At 37.9% G+C, this 23,856-nt stretch carries 15 protein-coding genes; 11 read left to right on the top strand and 4 right to left on the bottom strand.

The features are described 5' to 3' along the window. The coding region (locus tag ACR2MV_RS10220) for an NlpC/P60 family protein (RefSeq protein WP_434021814.1) at positions 1-924 on the top strand (924 nt) is incomplete at its 5' end. Positions 925-930: 6 nt separating this feature from the next. On the opposite strand, the gene ACR2MV_RS10225 is transcribed toward ACR2MV_RS10220, so the two are convergent. Together ACR2MV_RS10225 and recG are read right to left on the bottom strand one after the other, a co-directional pair. Next, positions 931-1,947, bottom strand: a complete 1,017-nt coding sequence (locus ACR2MV_RS10225) for a DUF481 domain-containing protein (protein WP_434021815.1) — start codon at positions 1,945-1,947, stop codon at positions 931-933. 111 nt (positions 1,948-2,058) lie between these two features. Then, entirely contained in the window at positions 2,059-4,185 is a 2,127-nt protein-coding gene (recG, locus tag ACR2MV_RS10230; RefSeq protein ID WP_434021862.1) for an ATP-dependent DNA helicase RecG, read from the bottom strand. 51 nt (positions 4,186-4,236) lie between these two features. Between recG and ACR2MV_RS10235 the strand changes: the two genes are divergently transcribed. The 4 genes from ACR2MV_RS10235 to ACR2MV_RS10250 all read left to right on the top strand — a co-directional run bounded on the left by ACR2MV_RS10235 (position 4,237) and on the right by ACR2MV_RS10250 (position 10,896). Then, the gene (locus tag ACR2MV_RS10235; RefSeq protein WP_434021816.1) at positions 4,237-4,992 is read left to right on the top strand and encodes a TIGR02757 family protein; all 756 of its coding nucleotides are present in this window, start codon (positions 4,237-4,239) and stop codon (positions 4,990-4,992) included. A 102-nt stretch (positions 4,993-5,094) separates the two neighbouring features. Next, on the top strand, positions 5,095-6,330 hold the full coding sequence (locus ACR2MV_RS10240) for an RsmB/NOP family class I SAM-dependent RNA methyltransferase (protein ID WP_434021817.1): 1,236 nt from the start codon (positions 5,095-5,097) through the stop codon (positions 6,328-6,330). Positions 6,331-6,520: 190 nt separating this feature from the next. Beyond that, a complete protein-coding gene (gene purL, locus ACR2MV_RS10245; RefSeq protein WP_434021818.1) occupies positions 6,521-10,177 on the top strand; it encodes a phosphoribosylformylglycinamidine synthase in 3,657 nt (1,218 codons plus the stop codon). Positions 10,178-10,278: 101 nt separating this feature from the next. Further along, complete coding sequence (locus tag ACR2MV_RS10250) at positions 10,279-10,896, top strand: LysE family translocator (RefSeq protein ID WP_434021819.1); 618 nt, start codon at positions 10,279-10,281, stop codon at positions 10,894-10,896. Here ACR2MV_RS10250 and ACR2MV_RS10255 read toward each other — a convergent pair whose 3' ends face one another. After that, positions 10,897-12,081 carry an asparagine synthetase B gene (locus ACR2MV_RS10255; RefSeq protein WP_434021863.1) on the bottom strand — a complete coding sequence of 395 codons (1,185 nt, stop codon included), beginning with the start codon at positions 12,079-12,081 and terminating at the stop codon, positions 10,897-10,899. A 120-nt stretch (positions 12,082-12,201) separates the two neighbouring features. Then, positions 12,202-13,722 (bottom strand): replicative DNA helicase, encoded by a 1,521-nt coding sequence (gene dnaB, locus ACR2MV_RS10260; RefSeq protein WP_434021820.1) that lies wholly within the window; start codon positions 13,720-13,722, stop codon positions 12,202-12,204. 287 nt (positions 13,723-14,009) lie between these two features. Here dnaB and ACR2MV_RS10265 point away from each other — a divergent pair, with 287 nt between their 5' ends. The 6 genes from ACR2MV_RS10265 (at position 14,010) to ACR2MV_RS10290 (ending at position 23,805) form a co-directional block, all read left to right on the top strand. Beyond that, positions 14,010-15,092, top strand: a complete 1,083-nt coding sequence (locus tag ACR2MV_RS10265; RefSeq protein ID WP_434021821.1) for a DUF3810 domain-containing protein — start codon at positions 14,010-14,012, stop codon at positions 15,090-15,092. A gap of 36 nt (positions 15,093-15,128) precedes the next feature. After that, positions 15,129-18,080 (top strand): amidohydrolase family protein, encoded by a 2,952-nt coding sequence (locus tag ACR2MV_RS10270; protein ID WP_434021822.1) that lies wholly within the window; start codon positions 15,129-15,131, stop codon positions 18,078-18,080. Between the two features lie 10 nt (positions 18,081-18,090). Further along, positions 18,091-19,395 carry an amidohydrolase family protein gene (locus ACR2MV_RS10275; RefSeq protein ID WP_434021823.1) on the top strand — a complete coding sequence of 435 codons (1,305 nt, stop codon included), beginning with the start codon at positions 18,091-18,093 and terminating at the stop codon, positions 19,393-19,395. Between the two features lie 36 nt (positions 19,396-19,431). Next, positions 19,432-20,250 (top strand): TrmH family RNA methyltransferase, encoded by an 819-nt coding sequence (locus tag ACR2MV_RS10280; RefSeq protein WP_434021824.1) that lies wholly within the window; start codon positions 19,432-19,434, stop codon positions 20,248-20,250. Between the two features lie 25 nt (positions 20,251-20,275). Beyond that, positions 20,276-21,508, top strand: a complete 1,233-nt coding sequence (locus tag ACR2MV_RS10285) for a M48 family metallopeptidase (RefSeq protein ID WP_434021864.1) — start codon at positions 20,276-20,278, stop codon at positions 21,506-21,508. Positions 21,509-21,588: 80 nt separating this feature from the next. Next, positions 21,589-23,805, top strand: coding sequence for a RelA/SpoT family protein (locus tag ACR2MV_RS10290; protein ID WP_434021825.1), 2,217 nt, complete (start codon positions 21,589-21,591; stop codon positions 23,803-23,805). The last annotated feature ends 51 nt before the right edge of the window (positions 23,806-23,856 follow it).

A 23,856-nucleotide genomic window follows, 5' to 3' on the forward strand; every position in this document is an offset into this window, starting at 1 on the left:
GATTCTACCGTCGGTACATTTAACTATGCCGTGGTAAATAATTCAGTAGCAAATATTCGCTCTCAACCAAAACATTCTGCCGAACTGGCGACACAAGCCATTTTAGGAATGGAACTTAAAGTCCTGAAAATTAACGGAGACTTCTATCTTGTGCAAACACCTGATGGTTATATTTCATGGGTAGATCATGGTGGTGTTACCCTCATGACAAATGAGGAAATTGACAACTGGAATCAAAGTCCGAAGGTAGTTTATACACAAACTGCGGGATCTATTTACCAGTCACCAAATGATCATTTAAATAAAGTAAGTGATATCGTGTTGGGCAGCCAGCTCCAAATTTTAGAAGAAGATGCCAGCTACTTTAAAGTACAATACCCGGATAAGAGAATTGGATATCTGAAAAAAAATGAAGGAACACGCTATCATGAATGGATAAATCAAGTGCATGCCTCAGGACCTCTATTGGAATTATATGCAAAAGAACTGATAGGTATTCCTTATTTATGGGGAGGTACTTCTGTAAAAGGAATGGATTGCAGCGGGTTTACAAAAACAGTTTATCTGATGAATGGCTTGATAATTCCCCGTGATGCTTCCCAGCAGATCATGGCTGGAAAAAATATTGACAAAAATCTGAATTTCAGTCAGCTTGAAAAAGGAGATCTGATGTTTTTTGGAAAAAAAGCAACTGACAGCACCAGACAAAGAGTGACTCATGTTGGAATCTGGTTAGACAATGGTCAGGGAGAATTTATACATGCGTCTGGAAAGGTCAAAATTGGATCTATTGATCCGGCATCATCAAAGTACGACTCTTTTAACACCAATCGTTACTTAGGAAGCAGAAGGTATCTAGGTGTCTCGGACAATATGATTATCAACTTGAAAAAAGAAAATTTCGATCCGGAAATAAAATCTTAACCATTTTTAGTTCCATTCCCAGCCAAACGATGTTGTAAATACATAATCGTTGTCAGCAGCACCTTCAACCGGCTTATTGTCATAGTTATAGGAAAGACCTAAGCGTATGTAAAAGTCTAATGGTAAATCATATTTCATATCAAAGTTAAAATCAACTCTGTACCTTCCACTTTGTGAAAAACTGGGATAAAGAGCAGCAGCCGTTTGAACACTAAGATCGCCAATGGCATATTTGTTAAATCCCACACCTATATAACCTTCCGTACTATTTCTGTCTGGAGAGTCACTGGTAAAATTCTCTGTTGTATAGGCAATACCAGCATTGGCATTAAAGAACATCGAATTGTTTCGAATAAAATAATAACCCCCGCCTGCTTGATAAGTCGATCTTAAATCTAATAATTGTTCATCATTGGAGAGATATATCGCCTTTGCATTGACAAACCAGTCATTTGGCAAATAATAATCTCCACCAAGTTCAGCATCCATTCTATTGATATCAGCAGCGCCTTCCTGTCTGCTGATCACAGTTTTATAAAGACCCCTGGCACGCCATTTATAGGCCAGATATGTAGCACTCAAATTAGTTGTAATCTGTCTAAAGTCATTCGCCTTGGTTACCGTAATTCCCAGATCCATATCCACTGTCAAACGAGATAAAAAAGTACCTCCAATAGGCTCTATAAAAACAATATCATTTAAATGGAACTCCTGTTTTTCTCCCTCGACTTCAATTTCAACTATTTTATCCTTTCCTTTGACACTCGAAATTTTACTGGTAAAACGATCTCCATTGGTGATCGAAACAATAAAACTTTGATGGCTGGTAATTTCCAACACCTCACCCCATTTGATCTTAAAATCTGAATCGTCATATGAAGTACTAAAAGTTAAAATACTTCTGTCCATTTTTTCCAAGGAACCAACAAGCACATCATTATTTGAAAGCTTTAAGGTGTCTTTTTGAGCAAGAGCTGCCGATGTAATTATAACAAAAAATGCAAAGAGTAATTGTTTTTTCATGTCTTGGGGATTTTAAACAAATATAAAAAAACAACTTTTATCTAACCTTTCAACATTTGCTTTTTTTTCGAATCGTTAAAATTAAGTTCAGTTTAAAAAACAAACACTCTTTTAACTAATGTTTGCCCATAAAGATTTGTTCTTAAGAATTGATTCAAAAGTTTGCCAAACATGTGCATAAGCCGGGTCCGTATGTCCCAAATTTGAATAAGCCACCTCTCGTGCAGCCTTTCTGGCTTTGTACAATAAGTCGGCATCATGTACGATATCCGCAATCTTTAAGTTTAATACACCACTTTGCTGAGTCCCCATCAGATCGCCGGGACCTCTTAACTTAAGATCCACTTCTGCAATCTTAAATCCATCATTGGTAGACACCATTGTTTGCAGGCGCGTTTTAGCTTCTTTACTCAGTTTCTGGCCCGACATCAGAATACAATAACTCTGATCTGCTCCTCTTCCTACTCTGCCCCTTAACTGATGTAGTTGTGACAAGCCAAAACGTTCAGCACTTTCAATGATCATCACGCTGGCATTTGGCACATTCACTCCTACCTCAATGACAGTGGTAGCTACCATGATTTGAGTTTCGCCTTTTACAAAGCGTTGCATTTCGTATTCTTTATCCGCTGATTTCATTTTTCCATGAACGATGCTGATCCTGAAATCCGGCAATGGAAATTCTCTGGAAATACTTTCATAGCCATCCATTAAATCCTTATAATCCAGTTGTTCAGATTCCTGAATTAAAGGATAAACAATATACACCTGACGCCCTTTTACAATTTCATCTCTCAAAAATTTGAAAACTGCCAACCGATTATTGTCAAATCGATGAATGGTTTTGATCATTTTTCTTCCTGGAGGCAATTCATCAATGACAGAAATATCCAGATCTCCATAAACGCTCATGGCCAAGGTTCTCGGAATAGGTGTAGCCGTCATCACCAAGATATGAGGAGGTAAGTCGTTTTTCATCCACATTTTTGCCCTTTGTGCAACGCCAAAGCGATGCTGTTCATCTATAATCGCTAATCCAAGATTCTTAAAAATCACCTTATCTTCAAAAAGAGCATGTGTACCAATAATAATGTGCAAACTGCCAGATTCCAATTCTTGATGGATAACCCGTCTTTGCGCCGCTGTAGAAGATCCGGTTAATAGTCGTACGTTGATCCCTAAAGGTAAAAGCAACTCTTCAACGGCCTTAAAATGTTGGGAAGCCAGTATTTCGGTAGGTGCTATCAAAGCAGATTGAAAGCCATTATCAATAGCAATGAGCATGGTCAACACCGCCACAATTGTTTTCCCGGACCCAACATCTCCTTGTAACAATCGATTCATTTGAGCACCTGTATTAAGATCCTTTCGAATCTCTTTCAATACCATTTTTTGAGCATTGGTCAATTCAAACGGCAAATGATTTTTATAAAATGTATGAAAATGATCTCCTACTCTATCAAACACATAACCTTTGTTTTTCGTTTTATTAGTGAGGTTCTTAACAATTAATTGCAATTGAATAAAAAACAGTTCCTCAAATTTTAATCGATACCTTGCCTTGGTTAATTGCTCCTGGCTTTGAGGAAAATGAATTGAAAACATGGCCTCATTTTTAGAAATCAATTGTTGTTGATCAATGATTTTTTGAGACAAGGTTTCACCAAATTTACCTTTTGCTTCAAAATACAGTTGCTGAACCATTTTCTGCATCACCCGATTACTCACCCCTTTATTAGTTAACAATTCTGTAGATCTGTAAACAGGTTGCATGGCGGTTTTAAATCCTTTTTTATATTCGCTTAGCAATTCCATCTCGGGATGCGGCATATTAAAAACTCCATTAAAATGGGTCACTTTTCCAAAAATAACATAAGGTACATTTCCTTTAATAGAGTCCTTAATCCATTTCGCACCACGAAACCACACCAGTTCCATTTGACCTGAATCATCGGTGAATTGAGCCACCAGCCTGCTGCCTCGTTTTTGTTTTACTGTTCGTAGTCCACTAATCATACCTATCAGTTGAACTTCAGAGCTATTGGGCTGCAATTCCTTAATTTTATAAAACCGGGTACGATCTATATAGCGATTTGGAAAAAAATTTGCCAGATCTCCGTAGGTAAAAATACCCAGTTCCTTTCCAAGGATTTGAGCCCGCGATGGACCCACTCCTTTCAAATATGATATGGCTGTTTGAAAAATAATAGCGTTGTTTTTTCTTGAATACGAAAATATAAAACTTAATTCTTTTCCATATTTTTTACTTTTGATTTTTATTAAACTTTTATGACAAATTCTGATTTAAAGGAAATCCTTGATGAAAAAGTGTTTCAATACAACAATCCACGATTTATTGAAACCGATCCAATTCAAATTCCGCATCAATTTAAAAGCAAAGAAGACATTGAAATATCTGCCTTTTTAACAGCTATCATTTCGTGGGGAAACAGAAAAATGATCATTAAAAATGCCCAGAGAATAGTTGATATCATGGGGAATTCACCCTACGACTTTGTCATGGAATCAGGCCTGAAAAATCAAGAAGATTTTGTTCACAGAACGTTTAACACAATCGATTTACAGTATTTTATCAAAGCGCTTCGACATATTTATCAACACCATGGTGGCTTAGAGAATGTGTTTAAGGCAAATGCCCTTCCCGGTGATCTGCAGCATAGTATTCATCATTTTAAAAAAGTGTTTTTTGAAATTGACCATCCTTTAAGAACTCAAAAGCATGTTTCTGATCCTAAAAAGGGATCTGCAGCAAAAAGAATCAATATGTTTTTAAGATGGATGGTACGATCTGATGCTGCCGGGGTTGATTTCGGTATATGGCAGGAACTATCGCCTTCTATGCTTTCCTGTCCCTTAGACGTTCATTCGGGAAATGTAGCCCGTAAACTGGGACTCTTACAACGAAAGCAAAATGATGCCAGGGCCTTATATGAATTGGATCAAAACCTCAGAAAAATGGATGCAAAAGATCCCGTCAAATACGACTTTGCACTTTTTGGAATGGGGGTATTTGAAAAGTTCTGAGACACTTCGAAACAAGACCTGCCTATTTTTATCTTAATCATAGGAAGCTCACTTAAACTGAAGTTTATTTGACTACCTTTGCGGCCTAAAAATCAATTACTGATGCGTTTACATAGAAATTTAGTATTTGCTGTAATATCGGCACTCGACCTTATCTATAATGAAAAAGAATATGCAGATAAAGTGGTCCAAAAAACCTTGAAGCTGGATAAGAGATGGGGAGCACGTGACAGAAAATTTGTTGCAGAAACGATCTATGATATGGTGAGGTGGAAAAGGCTTTACAACGAGATTGCCGGAACCAAAGGTCATTACACAAGGGACAATCTGTGGAAAAACTTTGCAGTATGGGCCACCTTAAAAGGAATTTCTCTGCCCGACTGGAGGTATTTTACAGGAACACCTACCCGAAGAATCAAAGGAAAGTTTGATGAATTGCAAAGTATCAGAAAATTCCGTGAATCTATTCCTGACTGGATGGATGAGGTTGGTTCGGCCGAGTTAGGTAAAAAATGGGATACAGAACTTACTGAATTAAATAAGCAAGCCAGGGTTATCCTGAGGGTAAACAGCTTAAAAACGTCACGAAAAGAACTTCTAAATTTATTACGTGAAGAAGAAATAGATACAGAAGAAGTGCCAAATGTGCCGGATGCTCTGGTACTGGTTGAACGAAAAAATGTATTTCTTACCCAGGCCTTTAAAAAAGGGCTGTTTGAAGTTCAAGATGCCTCTTCACAATTAGTGGCTCCTTTTTTAGATGTAAAACCAGGTCAACGAGTCATTGACACCTGTGCAGGAGCTGGAGGAAAAACCTTGCACCTGGCATCTTTAATGGAAAACAAAGGTCAGATTATTGCCCTGGATATTTATGGACATAAACTGGCAGAGTTAAAGAAAAGAGCCAAAAGAGATGGAGCTCATAATATTGAGACCAGGACCATTGAAGGAACCAAGACCATCAAGAAATTGAAAGGAAAGGCAGATCGGGTACTCATTGATGCGCCATGCAGTGGAATTGGTGTTTTAAAAAGAAACCCTGATTCAAAATGGAAACTAAACGCTGACTTCCTGGATAGAATAAGGAACACACAGGCAGAAATTCTTGACCAATATGCATCCATGGTAAAAACAGGTGGTAAACTTGTGTATGCAACCTGTTCGATACTTCCATCGGAAAACGAAAACCAGGTCAAGGCATTTTTAAAAAATCATTCAGAATTCAAATTGATAAGAGACAAAAAGGTTTCTCCTGCTGCCTCTGGCTTCGATGGTTTTTATATGGCCTTGTTAGAAAAGAACCCCCTCTTAAAAAACAAGGTAGGTCTTGTTTGGTAATCCAGCTACAATTCCTTTTTAAACCAAGATTGATGGCGTTTACAAAAGGCTCGCTTGTAATTACTTCTACTGACGCATCAAGTCTGAATGCGATGAACATTTTATTGAATATTATTAACATTGACTGTTATATTACAAGGACAATTGATTAAATTTGCACTTTTCAAAATCCAAAGATAAAACGCGTCTAATGATCTACTTTTTTACCCAGAATCAAACAATATTTGCTGTTTCTTCACCTTCAAAAATTGATGAGAATACCATTGAAAAATTAACCTGGCTTTTTGGTAATGCCAAAAAACTACCTGAAACATCAGTCAGTGGTAGTTTTATCGGGCCCAGAAAAGAGATGATCAGTCCCTGGAGTACAAATGCTGTGGAAATAACCCAGAACATGGGGATTTCGGGCATTACAAGAATTGAAGAATTTTTTAAGACTGATGAAGAACAGCCTTTATTTGACCCAATGATTCAACATCATTACAATCAACTGGATCAGGAACTTTTTACAGTAGATATTGAACCTGAATCTATTCAGGACATTGAAGACATAGCTGCATATAATGAATCTGAGGGATTAGCCCTGAGTGAAGATGAGGTACATTATTTAAATGACCTGGCAGATAAACTTGGACGGAAATTAACAGATTCTGAAATTTTTGGTTTTTCACAGGTAAATTCAGAGCATTGCAGACATAAAATATTCAACGGAACATTTGTTATTGATGGAAAAGAGCAACCTCATTCTCTTTTTAAAATGATTAAGAAAACCTCTGTTGAAAATCCAAACACCATTGTATCAGCTTATAAAGACAACGTTGCTTTTATAGAAGGTCCGGTGATCGAGCAATTTGCACCAAAATCATCCGACAAACCAGATTTTTATCAAAATAAAAATATAAAATCGGTGATTTCTTTAAAGGCGGAAACCCATAATTTCCCAACGACCGTAGAGCCATTTAATGGAGCTGCTACTGGTTCGGGAGGTGAAATTCGCGATAGACTGGCCGGTGGAAAAGGATCCTTGCCACTGGCAGGAACTGCTGTATATATGACACCTTATTCAAGGTTGTCCCAAGACAGACCCTGGGAGAATATGACCGAAAGAAAATGGCTTTACCAGACGCCAATTGACTTGTTGATCAAGGCATCCAACGGTGCATCAGATTTTGGAAATAAATTTGGACAACCATTGATTTCCGGTTCGCTCTATACTTTCGAACATGAAGAACATAAAAGGAAGTTAGGTTTTGATAAAGTAATCATGCTGGCTGGAGGAATTGGCTATGGGAAAGCAGCGGATAGTTTAAAAGACAAACCAAAGGAAGGTGATAGTATTATTCTTTTGGGAGGCGATAATTATCGAATCGGAATGGGAGGCGCTGCAGTTTCTTCCGCAGATACGGGAGAATTCAATACAGCCATCACCTTAAATGCCGTTCAACGATCAAATCCTGAGATGCAAAAAAGGGTGGCCAATACGATCCGTGGCATGGTTGAAGGAGAAGAAAACAATATCGTATCCATCCATGACCATGGTGCAGGCGGACATTTAAATTGCCTATCGGAATTGGTGGAAGAAACCGGAGGATTGATCAACTTGGATGCTCTACCAGTTGGGGACAAAACCTTGTCTTCCAAAGAAATCATTGGGAATGAATCTCAGGAGAGAATGGGCTTGGTGATCAATGAAAAAGATTTAGACTATCTGCATAGAATCGCAGACAGGGAACGGTCTCCTATTTATGATGTAGGCCAGGTAACTGATGATTTCAGATTTACGTTTAAATCTGAAAAAAGCGGTGAAAAACCTATGGATTTTGATTTGGCAGACATGTTTGGCAGTTCGCCTCAGACAATAATGAAGGACAAAAGTCTAGACAGAAAATATGCAGCACTAAGCTATGATACCCAAAAGATTTATAAGGATACTGAAAATCTGCTTCAACTCGAAGCAGTTGCCTGTAAAGATTGGCTGACCAACAAGGTAGACCGATGTGTTGGAGGTAAGGTGGCAAAACAACAATGTGCCGGGGCTTTGCAACTCCCTTTAAATGATGTTGGCGTGATGGCCCTGGATTTTCAAGGGAAAAATGGCATTGCTACTTCTATAGGGCATGCAGTTGCAAGTTCTTTGATCGATGAAAGAGCCGGATCCAAAAACGCCATTGCCGAAGCTTTAACAAATATCGTTTGGGCTCCTTTAAAAGACGGATTACAATCAGTTTCGCTGTCAGCAAACTGGATGTGGCCTTGTAGAAATGAAGGAGAAGATGCCAGATTATACAATGCCGTAGAGGCAGTATCAGAATTCTCAATTGCTCTTGGAATCAACGTTCCAACAGGAAAAGATTCGCTATCCATGAAACAAAAATACCAGGACGAAGAAGTAATTGCTCCTGGAACAGTGATTATCTCAGCAGCAGGAGAATGTTCAGACATACAGCGTGTCATAGAACCAGTTTTCAAATTAAGTACGACAAATAAAATATACTACCTGGATTTTTCGAAAGATGCATTCCATTTGGGAGGATCCAGTTTTGCACAGATTCGAAACGGAGTTGGAGCTCAGACCCCAACCGTTGAAGATGCTGCTTATTTTAAAGCATGTTTCAATACGGTTCAAGATCTAATTAAAAGAGATTTAATATCGGCAGGACATGATATTTCAGCTGGAGGTATGCTTACCACACTTCTTGAAATGTGTTTCGCGGAAAACAATGTAGGTGCTGAAATTGATTTGAGTCAAATAGATGAAAAAGATGCTGCCAAATTACTTTTTTCAGAAAAAAGCGGCGTTATTATTCAAAGTAACGGATCCTCTGAAGTAGAAGAAATTCTAAACCTCAATAAAATAAGCTATACAGAAATAGGGAAAGCCGTACAAAGTTCTGCTCTTGAAATAAAGAATTTTGATCTTCAATTTGATATCCCTACCTATAGAGACTTTTGGTATACAACATCCTATTTATTAGACAAAGAGCAAACCGCACATAATTTAGCCCAAGATCGATTCAATAATTATAAGAATCAGCCATTACACTATATTTTCCCTCAAAACTTTACGGGTAAACTTCCCGCTATTGACGCTACAAAACCAAGACCAAAAGCGGCAATTATCAGGGAAAAAGGATCCAATAGTGAAAGAGAAATGGCCAATGCCATGTATCTGGCAGGTTTTGATGTGAAAGATGTACACATGACAGATCTTATCAGCGGACGCGAGAATTTAGAAGACATTCAGTTTATTGGAGCCGTTGGAGGTTTTTCCAATTCAGATGTTTTGGGTTCTGCCAAAGGATGGGCCGGAGCCTTTTTATACAATGAAACAGCTAATAAAACACTTAAAAAATTCTTTGAAAGAGAGGATACCTTGTCTGTAGGTATCTGCAATGGCTGTCAATTATTTGTTGAATTAGAAATGATCAATCCCGATCATGCATCCACACCTAAAATGCTTCACAATGATTCTCACAAACATGAAAGTGCCTTTACATCTGTACAGATTCAAAAGAACAATTCAGTGATGCTCTCCAGTTTAGAAGGTTTAAAACTGGGGGTATGGATATCGCATGGAGAAGGAAAGTTTAGTTTCCCTTACGAAGAGTCCAAATACAATATTGTAGCCAAATATGGGTATGAGCAATATCCTGCCAACCCGAATGGGTCTGATTACAACACTGCCATGATGGCTAGTGATGACGGAAGACATTTGGTGATGATGCCCCATATTGAAAGATCGATTTTCCAATGGAACTGGGCGAATTATCCAGAAAACAGACAGGATGAAGTGAGTCCTTGGCTGGAGGCATTTGTCAATGCCCGCAAATGGATTGAATTGAAATAAATCTGTTCCTTGCTAAATATAATGCCGGTTCTTTAAAAAAGAACCGGCATTTTTTTGTAATTGAAACTGCGATTGTCGTACTAAAAATCAAACGATAATTTATGAGCCTGGTCCTTCACTTCATTTTTGGTTTCTCCACTTCCTTCTTAGGAATGGTATTTCCCAGCATGTTAAATATGACCACGGTTAAAATTAGTCTGGAACGAGGTAAAACCAAGGCCAACTATTTTGCTTTTGGAGTGGCAACCACGGTGATCGTGCAAGCTTATATTGCGGTCTTTTTAAGTGAATATCTAATGAAACATCCAGATGTAATTGATGTACTTCAAACTTTGTCTTCTGTGATTTTTGCCGGATTAGCCGCCTATTTCTTTTTGGCCTTTAAGAAAGATAAACAAAAGGACACATCGATAAAAAAGGACTGTAGAAATACATTTTTAATTGGTCTTTTACTGTCTGCTGTAAATATGTTTTCCATCCCTTTTTATTACGGAGTAACCACATTTTTAGGAAGTCAGGGCTTGTTTCAATTAAAAAGTTCACATGTGTTCTTATTTGTTGCAGGATCTGCCATTGGCAGTTTTATGATTTTATGGGTGTACCCCCATTTTATTCGAAAAATTTCTAAAAAAGAACGGAACCAAAAATACAATATGAATTTGATTCTTGGTTCTCTTACTGCAGCATTTAGTCTGTTAACGCTCGTAAGAATGATCTGATCAGGTTTTTTGCTTTTTCTTTCTGGCCGCTGGAAAAAGTACATTGTTCAATATCAAACGATAGCCAGGTGAATTCGGATGTAAATCCAGTTCAGTTTTAGGGTCCCCTACCCGATGCTGATAGTCCTCGGGATCATGTCCTCCAAAAAAAGTAAACATTCCCTTTCCTTTCACGCCGTGAATATATCTTGCCTCCCCGTTGGCATTGTTCTGCCCCATGATCATAACAGTGGGTTTAACCAAAGTAGATTCAAAGGCCGTTGTTTGCCCCATAAAACCCTTCACAAGTAAGGTATGATTCTGACATAACATACTTGGCACCATGTCCCATTTGGCAGAATATTCCTTCAACTCAAAATAGTCTTCAGTTTTTAATATTTTTCTTTTTCTTGTCGTGTCAATATTTGAAAATTCATAAACCACCGGATTCCTTTCCAGCATAAAATCCTGAAACGCAAAAGTTGGTTCGTAAGAGATCTTATCCTGATAGGAACTTTCTGATGGATCCCCATCAAACATTACTTCACAAATATCAATTCCTTCAGCCGACAAGGCAATATCAAAACTATCTGTGGCTGAACACATGGCAAACATAAAACCTCCTCCAAATACATAGTCTCGAATTTTTAAAGCAACATCCAGTTTCTGTTGAGAAACTTTTGCATACCCCATATCTGCAGCTCTTTTCTCTGCATTTACCTTAGATTCAATATACCAGGGAGCCGTTCTGAAAGCTCCGTAAAACTTTCCGTATTGTCCTGTGAAATCTTCATGATGTAAATGCAACCATTCATAGAGCAATAACTTATCAGATAAAACCTCCTGGTCATAGACTACCTCATAGGGAATCTCTGCGTATTGCAGTACCATGGTAACCGCATCATCCCATGGTTGTTTGTCTTTCGGTGAATACACCGCTATTTTAGGTGCTTTCTCAAGAATTACAGCCTCCATATTTTGAGAAGGACTGGCAATAAATTCTAATATTTTTACAGCTGCTGCCTCAGACACTGGTTCAAAAGACACGCCTCGAATTGTACATTCCCGTCTGAATTCTTCACGATCTTCCAGTAAAAAAGATCCTCCCCGATAATTTAACAACCACTGTACCTTCATCCCTTTTTCCAAAGACTGAAACGTAATTCCATAGGCCTTTAAATGGTTCTTCTGAGAGGAATCATCCATAGGAATTAACAAGTAAGAAGCAAAAACAGGAGAACTAATTAGAAAAAAAAACAAGCAAAAATAAAATGGATGCTTTAGGAGTCTTTTTCTAATACACATGAAAACTATTGATTTGTTTGTTTAAAATGGAACATCGTCATCACTGTCAACATTTCCAAAGGCATCATTTGCGCTGGTAAAATTACTTGGAGATATTTGACCGGCATTCATTGACGACTGGAATTCAGTCTCAAAACCTTCATCCAGATTGGCAAATTTAGCCAGTCTGCCAATAAATTTCATTCTAATATTCTCCAATCCACCATTTCTATGTTTGGCAACAATAAATTCTGCCTGACCATCACAAGGGGTTCTCTCATCATCATCCCATTCGGTAAGACCATAATACTCTGGACGATAAATAAAAGATACGATATCAGCATCTTGTTCGATCGCTCCAGATTCACGAAGATCAGAAAGCAATGGTCGCTTGCTGCCTCCCCTTGTTTCCACGGCTCTTGATAACTGAGACAAAGCAATCACCGGCACATTTAATTCCTTGGCAAGGGCTTTTAAGTTTCGCGAAATAGTTGAAATTTCCTGTTCACGATTCCCACCCCCTTTCGCAGAGGATCCGGCCGTCATTAGTTGTAAGTAATCAATGACCACAATTCTCACATTGTGCTGAGAAACCAATCTTCTGGCCTTTGCCCGAAGGTCAAAAACTGAAAGAGACGGCGTATCATCAATAAAAATTGGGGCATCTGATAATTTCTTTACCTTTACATTTAACGCCTCCCATTCATAGGTTTCCAGATTTCCTTTTCTCAACTTTTCAGAAGAAATACCAGTTTCACTGGATATCATTCTTGTTATTAACTGTACCGAAGACATCTCCAAAGAGAAGATCGCAACAGCATGGTCAAAATATATGGCCATGTTCTTTGCCATAGACATTACAAAGGCTGTTTTACCCATACCAGGTCTGGCAGCCAGAATCACTAAATCCGAAGGTTGCCAGCCAGATGTCAGTTGATCAAGCTTGCTAAATCCTGTAGCAACCCCACTCATTCCTTCCTGATTTGAAATTTCTTCAATTTTCTTCAGGGCCTGGGTCACAAGATTATGGGCAGCTTCAGAACTTTTTTTCAAATTCCCTTGCGTAATATCAAAAAGCTTTGTTTCCGCTTCATCCAGTAAATCAAACACATCCACCGTCTCATCGTATGAATTCGTAATGATCTCGCTGGAAATGGTAATCAGCCTTCGCTGAATATATTTTTGAAGGATGATCCTGGCATGAAATTCAATATGTGCTGCAGAGGAAACCTTTTGACTCAGGTTAATCAAATAAAAGTCGCCACCAATGGCTTCTAATTTCTCATCTTTTTTTAACTGATTTGAAACAGTTAATAAATCAATAGGTTCTGAATTTTCAAAAAGCGAAAAAATTGCATTGTAAATAAACTGATTGGCAGGCTTGTAAAAGGCATCCGCATGTAAAATATCAATAACATCATCAACCCCCTTTTTATCAATCATCATAGCACCTAAAACGGCTTCTTCCAGATCCAAAGCCTGAGGCGGAATCTTACCTTGCTCAAGGTTGATGATTGTCCCTTTACCTTTATTGTTATATCCTACTGATTTTGCTGATTCCATGTGGCAAATGTAAATGATTAGCAATGCAAACCTTCTCTAAAGTCTCATTTAAAGTTAACAATTATTGTTAACAATAGAATCCTTGTTAATAAAAGGAGCTGCAATCACAGTATTCCGGAAATTGATCATTGATCTGACCTCAATACTCCTCTAATTTCAAAAACTTAATAAATTAATTTGCAATTCTTTAGCAATTTCTGACTTCTCTTATTAAACCAAAACAAAGACAAAAGTAAATTGTAATTGTTGTTAATAATTTGTTTTTTTGTTCAGAATTATTGGCTGCAATGTATAAAGAAAAAAGAAATATTCTATTATCCGTTTTCCTTTTTTTACAGATAGGATTGATCGCACTCCTCTCTCAATATCCATCCTTTATTGACGGTTATTATGTCAATGGAATATACCCCTTGATATCTAAGACGTTGCGCTTGCTTACAGGCTGGATTCCTTTTTCCATAGGTGACATAATTTATGCCCTGCTTATTTTGCTGATCCTTCGCTTTATACAGCAACTCATCTTTCCCAAAACAAAAAAGCGCAAAACAATACTCTTAGGATTTGTAGCAGGCATCTCCCTTTTTTACTTTTTCTTTTATTTGTTCTGGGGATTAAATTATTCGCGTAGTCCCATCTCTAAAAGCTTGGCTCTTGAAAAAGAAGATTTTAATATTGTAGCACTCGAATCAATCACAGAACAAATACTTTCTAAAACCGCTAAGCTTCATACGTCATTGGCAGATCATGATACAATGGCCGTTGAAATTACTTATTCAAAAAATAAAATTCTCCAGTTGACTAAAACGGGTTATGATAATCTAAGCAAGCAACTACCAGAATTTTCATACAAACGCCCTTCCATCAAAAAATCTCTTTTCAGCCTTCCCCTGACATATATGGGTTTTGCGGGGTACTTTAATCCTTTGACTGGTGAAGCCCAGGTAGATCATCTGATTCCAAAAATAAACCTTCCTTTCACCTGTTCACATGAGGTTGCCCACCAACTTGGAATTGCCTCTGAAAGTGAAGCAAACTTTATTGGTTTTCTTGCCAGTCAGGCCCATGATGATCCTTATTTTCAATATGCGGCATATCTGTTGGTATTGCGTTATGCCTTGATGGACATTCGGCGGTATGACAAAGATCTCTTTCTGGTGTATTTAGAAAAAGTACCTAAGGGGGTCTTAAAAAACATGCGTGAGTCTGATGAGTTCTGGCGACAATACGAAAACCCTCTTGAACCTCTTTTTAAATTGTTTTACGATAACTTCTTAAAATACAACCAACAGGAGCATGGATTAAAAAGTTACAATCAGATCATGGGCCTGCTCATTTCCTATCACAAATCCTATCCATTAAATTTTAATTGATACATTTGAGTATTCATTCAAATTTTCGAAGTCAATATGAGAAAACTTTACACCCTTATTTTAATTTTTTATGGCTTTGGTCTTTATGGCCAGGAATATTTTCCAAAAAATGATGGGGTCAAAACAGACAATCAAAATTATATAGCTTTTACAAATGCTACACTTCATCTAAGCCCAGGCGAGGTCGTGAACAATGGTACGCTCTTAATTCAAAAAGGCAGGGTCATCAATTCAGGAAGAAATATCAAAATTCCAGAAGGAGCGATTCAAAAAGATTTGCAAGGAAAGCACATTTACCCGTCATTTATAGAGATCTTCTCAAGTTTTGGGATCTCCGATAAAAAAAGCAGTCAAAAGAAAAGCGAGGAATCTTTTTATGACACAAAAAGAGAAGGCTATTATTGGAACGAGCATATTTCTCCTGAAATATCATCCTTTGACCATTTTGAATTTGATGATGAAAAAGCAAAAGAATTACGAAATGCAGGTTTTGGACTCATCAATACCCATCATAGTCAAGGGATAATTCGCGGTACGGGAATTCTGGTGAGCCTGCAATCCAGTAAATCTGATCATGAGCGTATTATCTCATCCGCCTCCTCCCAATTCCTTTCTTTTGAGAAGAATCAATATTCGAAGCAAATGTACCCGAACTCACTAATGGGAAGTATTGCCTTGTTAAAACAAACCTATCTTGATGCCGATTGGTATGCAAAAAGTGGCCAAAAGAACGTTGATTTGTCTTTAAAGGCCTTAAATCAAAATAAAAATCTCAGTCAAATCTTTTATGCCGGAAACAAAAGCAATGCACTGCGAGCCCATCAAATTGGCAAAGAGTTCAATGTTGACTATGTCTTATTTGGTGGTATTGACGAATATGAACTCATTGAAGACATCAAGGAAACCGGCGCAACATTTATTCTACCACTTACATTTCCAAAGCCCTATGACCTAAGTAGTCCTTTTGAAGCCCAGTATATTAGCTTGGGAGACATGAGGAACTGGAATCAAGCTCCCGGTAATCCTGCTATCATGGCTAAAAATGGCCTGCGTTTTGCTTTTTCCACCTATGGCTTAGATGCTACCGATGATTTTAAAAAAGAACTCTTAAAGGCCATTGAATATGGTTTAGATAAGGAAACGGCACTGGCAGCTCTCACCACTATTCCGGCTCAAATTCTTCAAAAAAGTGATGACATAGGTCATTTAAAGCAAGGTGCTTTTGCAAATTTCCTGATTAGCTCTGGAGATATATTTGAAAAGGAAACCATCCTTTTTGAAAATTGGGTGCAAGGAGAAGCCTTTGTCATTCATGCATTGGATCAGCAAAATATTGACGGAAACTACAGCTTTCAATTAGATGATGAAAACTATGATTTAACCATAAAAAATTCAGTTTCAACAGCGAAAATCACGCTAAAAAAAGGTGACAGTATTGTAAAAAGTAAATCAAGCTATGATGACAAATGGCTAAGCATCAGCCTTGAGGTAGACAAAGAAAATAAAAAGTTCAGCAGATTACGGGCCTTGGTTACATCCCCTGAGACAATCGCAGGAAGCGCCATAGACAGTGAAGGAAACGAATCAGAATGGATTGTCAAGCCCCAGGCGGCTTCAAAAGAGAAAAAGCCTTCTGAAAACACCAAGCAAACGTATAGGTCGCCTGTTACCTTTCCGAATAATGGATATGGTTTTACAAAACGACCAACGCAAAAAACAATGCTTTTTAGGAACGTGACTCTCTGGACCAATGAAAGCCAGGGAATAATTGAAAATACTGATGTACTTGTAAAAGATGGAAAAATCAGTAAGATCGGTAATCAGCTAAAGGCAGGCAATGCAGAAGTCATCGATGGTACCGGTAAACATCTGACTTCTGGCATCATCGACGAGCACTCACATATTGCCACGATTTCCACCAATGAATCAGGGCAAAATTCAACGGCTGAAGTAAGTATTGAAGATGGATTAAATTTTGAAGACATCAATATCTATAGAAATCTTGCCGGTGGCGTTACCCAGGCTCAGATACTGCATGGTTCTGCCAATCCTATCGGAGGGAGATCTGCCATCATCAAACTGAAGTGGGGAGAATCATCTCAGGGTTTGATTGATCAAAATGCGCCTAAATTCATCAAATTTGCTTTAGGAGAAAATGTAAAACAATCTAACTGGGGCAATAACTCACGGTTTCCACAGACCAGAATGGGTGTTGAACAACTGTATATTGATTATTTTCAAAGAGCTCTTGAATATGATCAGTTAAAAAGTTCAGGTCAAACCTACAGAAAGGATATTGAAATGGAAGTTCTGGCAGAAATTCTAAATAAAGAGCGCTTTATTTCATGCCATTCTTATGTGCAGAGTGAAATTAACATGCTCATGAAAGTGGCAGAACAGTTTGATTTCAACATCAATACTTTTACCCATATTCTTGAAGGATACAAGGTGGCAGATAAAATGAAGGCACATGGCGTTGGCGGTTCTACTTTCAGTGACTGGTGGGCCTATAAATATGAAGTAAATGATGCCATTCCCTATAATGCAGCTATCATGCACAGTCAGGGTGTTGTAACCGCCATCAATTCGGATGATGCAGAAATGAGCCGAAGGTTAAATCAAGAGGCCGCAAAATCCTTAAAATATGGAGGTGTTTCTGAGGAAGAAGCCTGGAAGTTTGTTACGCTCAACCCGGCCAAACTTTTGCATATCGATGACCGGGTAGGGAGTGTAAAAGTAGGAAAAGATGCTGATCTTGTTCTTTGGTCAGGACATCCTTTATCGATTAGCAGCAAGGCTGAAAAAACAATGATCGAAGGTCGTATCTATTTTGATCTGCAAACTGATTTACTACTCAGAGAAAGTATTAAAAAAGAAAAGAATATGTTGATTAACCTCATGATACTGGCGAAAAGCGACGGAGTTGAAACTCAGAAACCAAGTAAAAAAGAAAGTCGAATCAATCACTGTGACACTGTTGATTTTTAATTTATAGACGATGAAGAATTTATACCTAACGCTATCGCTCATCCTGTTTATGGGCTCATTTCAAGCCATTGGCCAGCAAACACCGGCCCCTGCACAAACGGAAACTTTTAGCATTGTTGGTGCTACGGTTCATACAGGCAATGGTCAGGTAATTGAAAATGCCTCGCTTATCATTGAAAACGGATTGATAAAAGAAATGAATGAAGGTTCGCAAAGCAACCGGGAAGGGACGATTATTGATGCAAAAGGAAAGCATGTATATCCTGGATTTATTATTCCAAACTCAACCCTTGGTTTGGGAGAAATTGATGCCGTCAAGGCTACCAGGGATTTTGACGAATTGGGTACGATGCTGCCACACATCAGAAGCCTCATCGCCTATAATGCAGAATCCAAAGTGATTGAAAGTCTCAGGCCAAATGGGGTTTTAATTGCACAAATTAGCCCGAGAGGCGGTAGAATTTCAGGAACGTCTTCTATCGTACAACTCGATGCCTGGAACTGGGAGGATGCAGCAATCAAAGCCGATGATGGCATACATATCAACTGGCCAAAAACATATCAAAGTAAATATAAGTCCTTTGGTCAAATTGTAATTTCTGAACCTAATAAGGAATATAGTCAAGAGGTAGAATCTTTGAAACAATTCTTACGTGAATCTAAGTCCTATCAGAAGAATAAATCTACAAAAAAGAACCTTCCTTTTGATGCTGCAACGGGAATCTTCTCAGAAGATTTAAAAGTATATGTGCATGTCCAGCGACAAAAAGGTATTATCGATGCCATTACGGAATTAAAGTCTTTAGGGTTGAATCAAATCGTTTTGGTAGGTGCCGCTGAAGCCTATAAAGTCATGGAACTTATAAAAGAAGAAAATATAGCAGTACTTTTAAGAAGGACACAATCGCTTCCTTTAAATGAAGATGATGATTACGACCTTCCCTATAAGACAGCTACAACCCTGTTTCAAAATGGCATTCTTGTAGGACTGGAAAATAGCGGGGGTATGGAAAGAATGAACTCTCGAAATCTTCCATTTTATGCAGGAATGACTACAGGGTACGGCTTAAATTTTGAACAAGCCTTGCAATTGATTACCTTCAACACAGCTCAAATTCTCGGTATTGATAAGAAGTATGGTTCTTTGGAAAAAGGCAAAAGCGCCACTTTGTTTATCAGTGATGGAAATGCCCTGGAAATGAAGGGAAACATTATTTATAAAGCTTTTATTGACGGTCGAGAGATCAGTTTAAAAACCCATCAGACTGAGTTATGGGAACGTTATATGAATAAATATTCGCAAGGCGACAAATAAGAAACGAATTCATCTTGCATTTTAGTTAAACAGATCATGAAAGAAATCTCAAGCCTTCAAAATGAACTGGTAAAAGAACTGGTTCAATTACAGGAAAAATCGAGGGTCAGAAAGAAAAAAGGGCTGTTCTTAATTGAAGGACAGAGAGAGATCAAACTTGCCCTTGAAGGAGGCTATTCACTCAAACAATTATTGTTTTGCGCAGAGATTATCTCGCAGAAAGAACTGGAAACACTCATGGAACCTTATTCCACTGAACTTCCGGAAATCATCCATATTTCGCTTCAGGTATACCAAAAACTAGCGCATAGAAAAACCACGGAAGGATTACTGGCCGTGGCAATATCTAAAACATTGGGACTTCAGGATCTTCATCTAACTAACAACTGTTTGGTCTTGGTTGCAGAAGCCTCAGAAAAGCCCGGAAATATAGGTGCCCTTCTGAGAACTGCTGATGCTGCCAATTTAGATGCGGTTATTATTGCGAATCCAAAAACCGATTTGTTTAATCCTAATATCATTCGGTCCAGCGTAGGATGCATATTTACCAATCAAATTGCAACGGGCAGCACAGAGGACATTTTAAGATTGCTGAAGAATAAAGGGATTCATATCTATACAGCGGCTCTTGATGATCGGAGTTTACCTTATCAGCAAATGGATTACAAAAAGGCATCAGCCATTGTTGTAGGTACAGAAGCCACAGGACTCAGTGAAGAATGGATGGAAAATTCCACACAAAATGTGATCATACCGATGCAGGGAAAAATAGACTCATTAAACGTTTCTGTTTCAGCAGCAATTATTATTTTTGAAGCCAAAAGACAACGAAATTTCGTTCAGTCGAAAGAATGAATTTGACTTAATAACCATTGAACAGATGACGCCACAGGTATTATTTTATATTATCATAGCCATACTTCTTATTGATTTTGCCATCGACAAATTAATCAGTTATTTAAATGCCAGGCATTTTGACGATGCCATCCCTGAAGAATTAATCGATGTATACAGTGAAAAAGAATACCTGAAATCGCAGGCTTATAAAAAAGAGAACTATCAGTTTTCATTGTTTAAAAGTATCTTCACAATTCTTTTGACCTTGGCCTTCTTTCTCTTTAAAGGCTTTGCTTGGGTAGATGCCATTGCGAGATCCTACAGTTCAAATGAGGTTATTATTGGCTTGATCTTCTTTGGAATTATCATGATTGCAAGTGATATTTTGAATACGCCGTTTTCCTATTATCACAATTTTGTGATTGAAGAAAAATATGGATTTAACAAAAGCAGCAAACGCCTTTTTGTAATTGACAAATTAAAAGGATTGATTCTGAGCGCTGCTATTGGGGGTGGGATTCTGGCACTGATTATTTGGTTTTATCAAATAACGGGCAGCAGCTTTTGGATTTACACCTGGATTTTTATTGGTCTGTTTACCATTTTTATCACTCTGTTCTACTCCACTTTGATTGTTCCTATTTTTAACAAGCAAAGTCCCTTGGAAGACGGTGAATTGAAAGATGCTATTTTCAATTTTTCAAATAAGACCGGATTTAAGCTCGACAATATTTATGTAATTGACGGATCTAAAAGATCGACCAAGGCCAATGCCTATTTTTCAGGTTTTGGAGCCCGGAAACGAATTGTTTTGTATGACACACTGATCAACGATTTAAATACTGATGAAATAGTCGCGGTATTGGCTCATGAAATTGGTCATTATAAAAAGAAACATGTATTTATCAATATGCTGCTTTCTTTGATCGTAACAGGTATTACATTGTTTATATTCTCACTCCTAATCGACAATGCTCTTTTATCTTCTGCCCTATCTGTTGATAATCCTAGTTTTCATATCGGCCTTATTACCTTCGGAATTCTCTATAGTCCCATTTCTGAACTCACTGGAATCGTTATGAATGTGATCTCCAGAAAGTTTGAATACCAGGCAGATGACTTTGCCAAAAACAAATTTGACGGTGCAGCACTGATTTCATCTCTCAAGAAATTATCTAAAAACAGTTTGAGCAATTTGACACCGCATAAGACAAATGTTTTTGTACACTATTCTCATCCAACCTTATTACAGAGGGTCAGAAACCTAAACTCTTAAACAGTAAGACCTTCATTCTCAGCCCATAGCTGCCATTCAAAAAACTTGTTAATTACTGAGCTTTATAGTATTTTTAAACTATGGCATATACTGTAACCATAGAAGAAGAGAAAAAGCAGATCGCAAGCAGGTATAAAGACATGCTGAAAGACACCTATCAAACTTTATCGAATGACGATAAATTATTGATACGTAAAGCTTTTGACGTAGCAGCAGATGCCCATAAAGATCAAAGAAGAAAAACTGGAGAGCCTTATATATACCACCCTATAGCAGTTGCCAAGATTGTGGCGAACGAAATAGGTCTGGGTGCTTACTCCATCGCTTCGGCCTTACTTCATGATGTCGTTGAAGATACAGATTATACCTTCGCAGATTTGGAGCAGATTTTTGGTGAAACCATTACCAAAATCGTCAATGGGCTTACCAAAATTTCTAAACTTCAAAAAGATCAGGACGTTTCTATTCAGGCTGAGAATTTCAGGAAAATGCTACTGACCCTTAATGATGATGTACGTGTGATTCTAATCAAAATTGCCGACAGACTGCACAATATGCAAACACTTGCCTCCATGCGCGAGGATAAACAAGTAAAAATCGCTTCTGAAACGCTTTTTATTTATGCACCGTTGGCTCATCGACTGGGGCTTTACAATATTAAAACACAACTTGAGGATTTAGGGCTTAAATATACTGAAAATGAAGTATATACGGATATAAAAGAAAAAATATCTGAAAGTAAGGAAGAGCAAGAAATATATATAGATAGCTTTACCAAAATCATCAAGGATTCTCTTGACAAAGAAGGGTTTAAATACACGATTAAAGGGCGTACAAAATCAATTTATTCGATTCGCAAAAAGATGGTAAATCAGCGCGTTTCATTTGACGAAGTCTACGATAAGTTTGCCATCCGTATCGTTTATAATTCCACTTTGAAAAACGAGAAGTTTGATGCCTGGAAGATCTATTCTATCGTTACCGATCACTTTAGCCCAAATCCTAACAGGTTAAGAGATTGGATTACTCAACCTAAAACTACAGGCTATGAATCCTTGCACACTACTGTCATGGGTCCAAAAGGAAAATGGGTGGAGATTCAAATCAGGTCGAGTCGTATGGACGAGATTGCTGAAAAAGGCTACGCGGCTCATTTTAAATACAAACATGGTTCCCAACAGGAATCCGGCTTGGAAGGCTGGCTCAATAAATTAAGAGAATCTCTTGAAAATCCGGATGTCAATGCTGTAGATTTTGTAGAACAGTTTAAATTAAACCTGTATGCCAAAGAAATTTATGTCTTTACACCAAATGGCGATATAAAATCGCTGCCTAAAGGAGCTACAGCGCTTGATTTTGCTTTTGCCATTCACACAGAAGTAGGTATGCGCTGCCGGGCTGCCAAAGTAAATAGCAGGCTGACTCAAATTAGCAAGGTACTCAACAGTGGGGATCAGGTAGAGATTATTACCTCTAAAAATCAAAAACCAAAATTGGCATGGCTGGACATCGTAAAAACCGCCAGAGCGAAATCCCGAATCAAAAGCATTCTTAAGGAAGAACACAAGATTATTGCCAAAGAAGGGCGCGAAGTTCTGGAACGAAAATTACGCCATTTAAAAATTAAACTGAACGAAAAAACAATTAATGAACTGGTAAATTTTTTCAAACTTAAAACAAGTTTTGACCTATTCTATAAAATTGGAAACGGCAGTATAGACAACCAGCAACTAAAAAAATATGCGGCACAGCGTTCCAATGTATTGATGAACTTTTGGAAAAGTCGCATGAACCGGCCTTCAGCACTGAAACAAGAGGTGATCAAGGAGGAAGTTACCGCCAACTATGACATGCTGGTTTTTGGCAAAAATGAGGAAAAATTAAAATACAGCCTTTCCAAATGCTGTAATCCCATTCCTGGTGATTCCGTATTTGGTTTTGTTACCATAAAGGATGGAATCAAAGTGCATAAGCACAATTGTCCGAATGCACTTAGCATGCAATCTCAATACGCCTATAGGGTGATCTCAGCCAAATGGATCGATTCTTCACATCAGGGCTTTAAGGCTACTTTAGAAATTACCGGAGTGGACAACCTGGGGCTTATCAATGAGGTAACCAAAGTGATATCAAGCGTTCTAAACGTTAACATACACAGTATCAACATATCCGGAGAGGACGGATTCTTCCACGGAATGATTACAGTTCATATCAACAACCAGAAACATTTGAAAAATTTAATTCAAAAATTACTCAAGATCGAGGGTATTGAGAAAGTAACGAGAAACACCAATTAAAACTTACTTTTTTTACATTTAATTGGCTTAGATATGGGGATAAAATGTAAC

This window comes from Lutimonas sp., assembly GCF_051011215.1.
In the GTDB taxonomy this organism is placed as follows: Bacteria; Bacteroidota; Bacteroidia; order Flavobacteriales; family Flavobacteriaceae; genus Lutimonas.

Bases quoted from the DNA above. Each gene is read 5' to 3' on its own strand.
- ACR2MV_RS10225 (WP_434021815.1), bottom strand. From the start codon at position 1,947: ATGAAAAAACAATTACTCTTTGCATTTTTTGTTATAATTACATCGGCA.
- ACR2MV_RS10290 (WP_434021825.1), top strand. From the start codon at position 21,589: ATGGCATATACTGTAACCATAGAAGAAGAGAAAAAGCAGATCGCAAGC.
- ACR2MV_RS10240 (WP_434021817.1), top strand. From the start codon at position 5,095: ATGCGTTTACATAGAAATTTAGTATTTGCTGTAATATCGGCACTCGAC.
- ACR2MV_RS10255 (WP_434021863.1), bottom strand. From the start codon at position 12,081: ATGGATGATTCCTCTCAGAAGAACCATTTAAAGGCCTATGGAATTACG.
- ACR2MV_RS10250 (WP_434021819.1), top strand. From the start codon at position 10,279: ATGAGCCTGGTCCTTCACTTCATTTTTGGTTTCTCCACTTCCTTCTTA.
- ACR2MV_RS10275 (WP_434021823.1), top strand. From the start codon at position 18,091: ATGAAGAATTTATACCTAACGCTATCGCTCATCCTGTTTATGGGCTCA.
- purL (WP_434021818.1), top strand. From the start codon at position 6,521: ATGATCTACTTTTTTACCCAGAATCAAACAATATTTGCTGTTTCTTCA.
- ACR2MV_RS10285 (WP_434021864.1), top strand. From the start codon at position 20,276: ATGACGCCACAGGTATTATTTTATATTATCATAGCCATACTTCTTATT.
- ACR2MV_RS10280 (WP_434021824.1), top strand. From the start codon at position 19,432: ATGAAAGAAATCTCAAGCCTTCAAAATGAACTGGTAAAAGAACTGGTT.
- dnaB (WP_434021820.1), bottom strand. From the start codon at position 13,722: ATGGAATCAGCAAAATCAGTAGGATATAACAATAAAGGTAAAGGGACA.
- ACR2MV_RS10270 (WP_434021822.1), top strand. From the start codon at position 15,129: ATGAGAAAACTTTACACCCTTATTTTAATTTTTTATGGCTTTGGTCTT.
- ACR2MV_RS10265 (WP_434021821.1), top strand. From the start codon at position 14,010: ATGTATAAAGAAAAAAGAAATATTCTATTATCCGTTTTCCTTTTTTTA.
- ACR2MV_RS10235 (WP_434021816.1), top strand. From the start codon at position 4,237: ATGACAAATTCTGATTTAAAGGAAATCCTTGATGAAAAAGTGTTTCAA.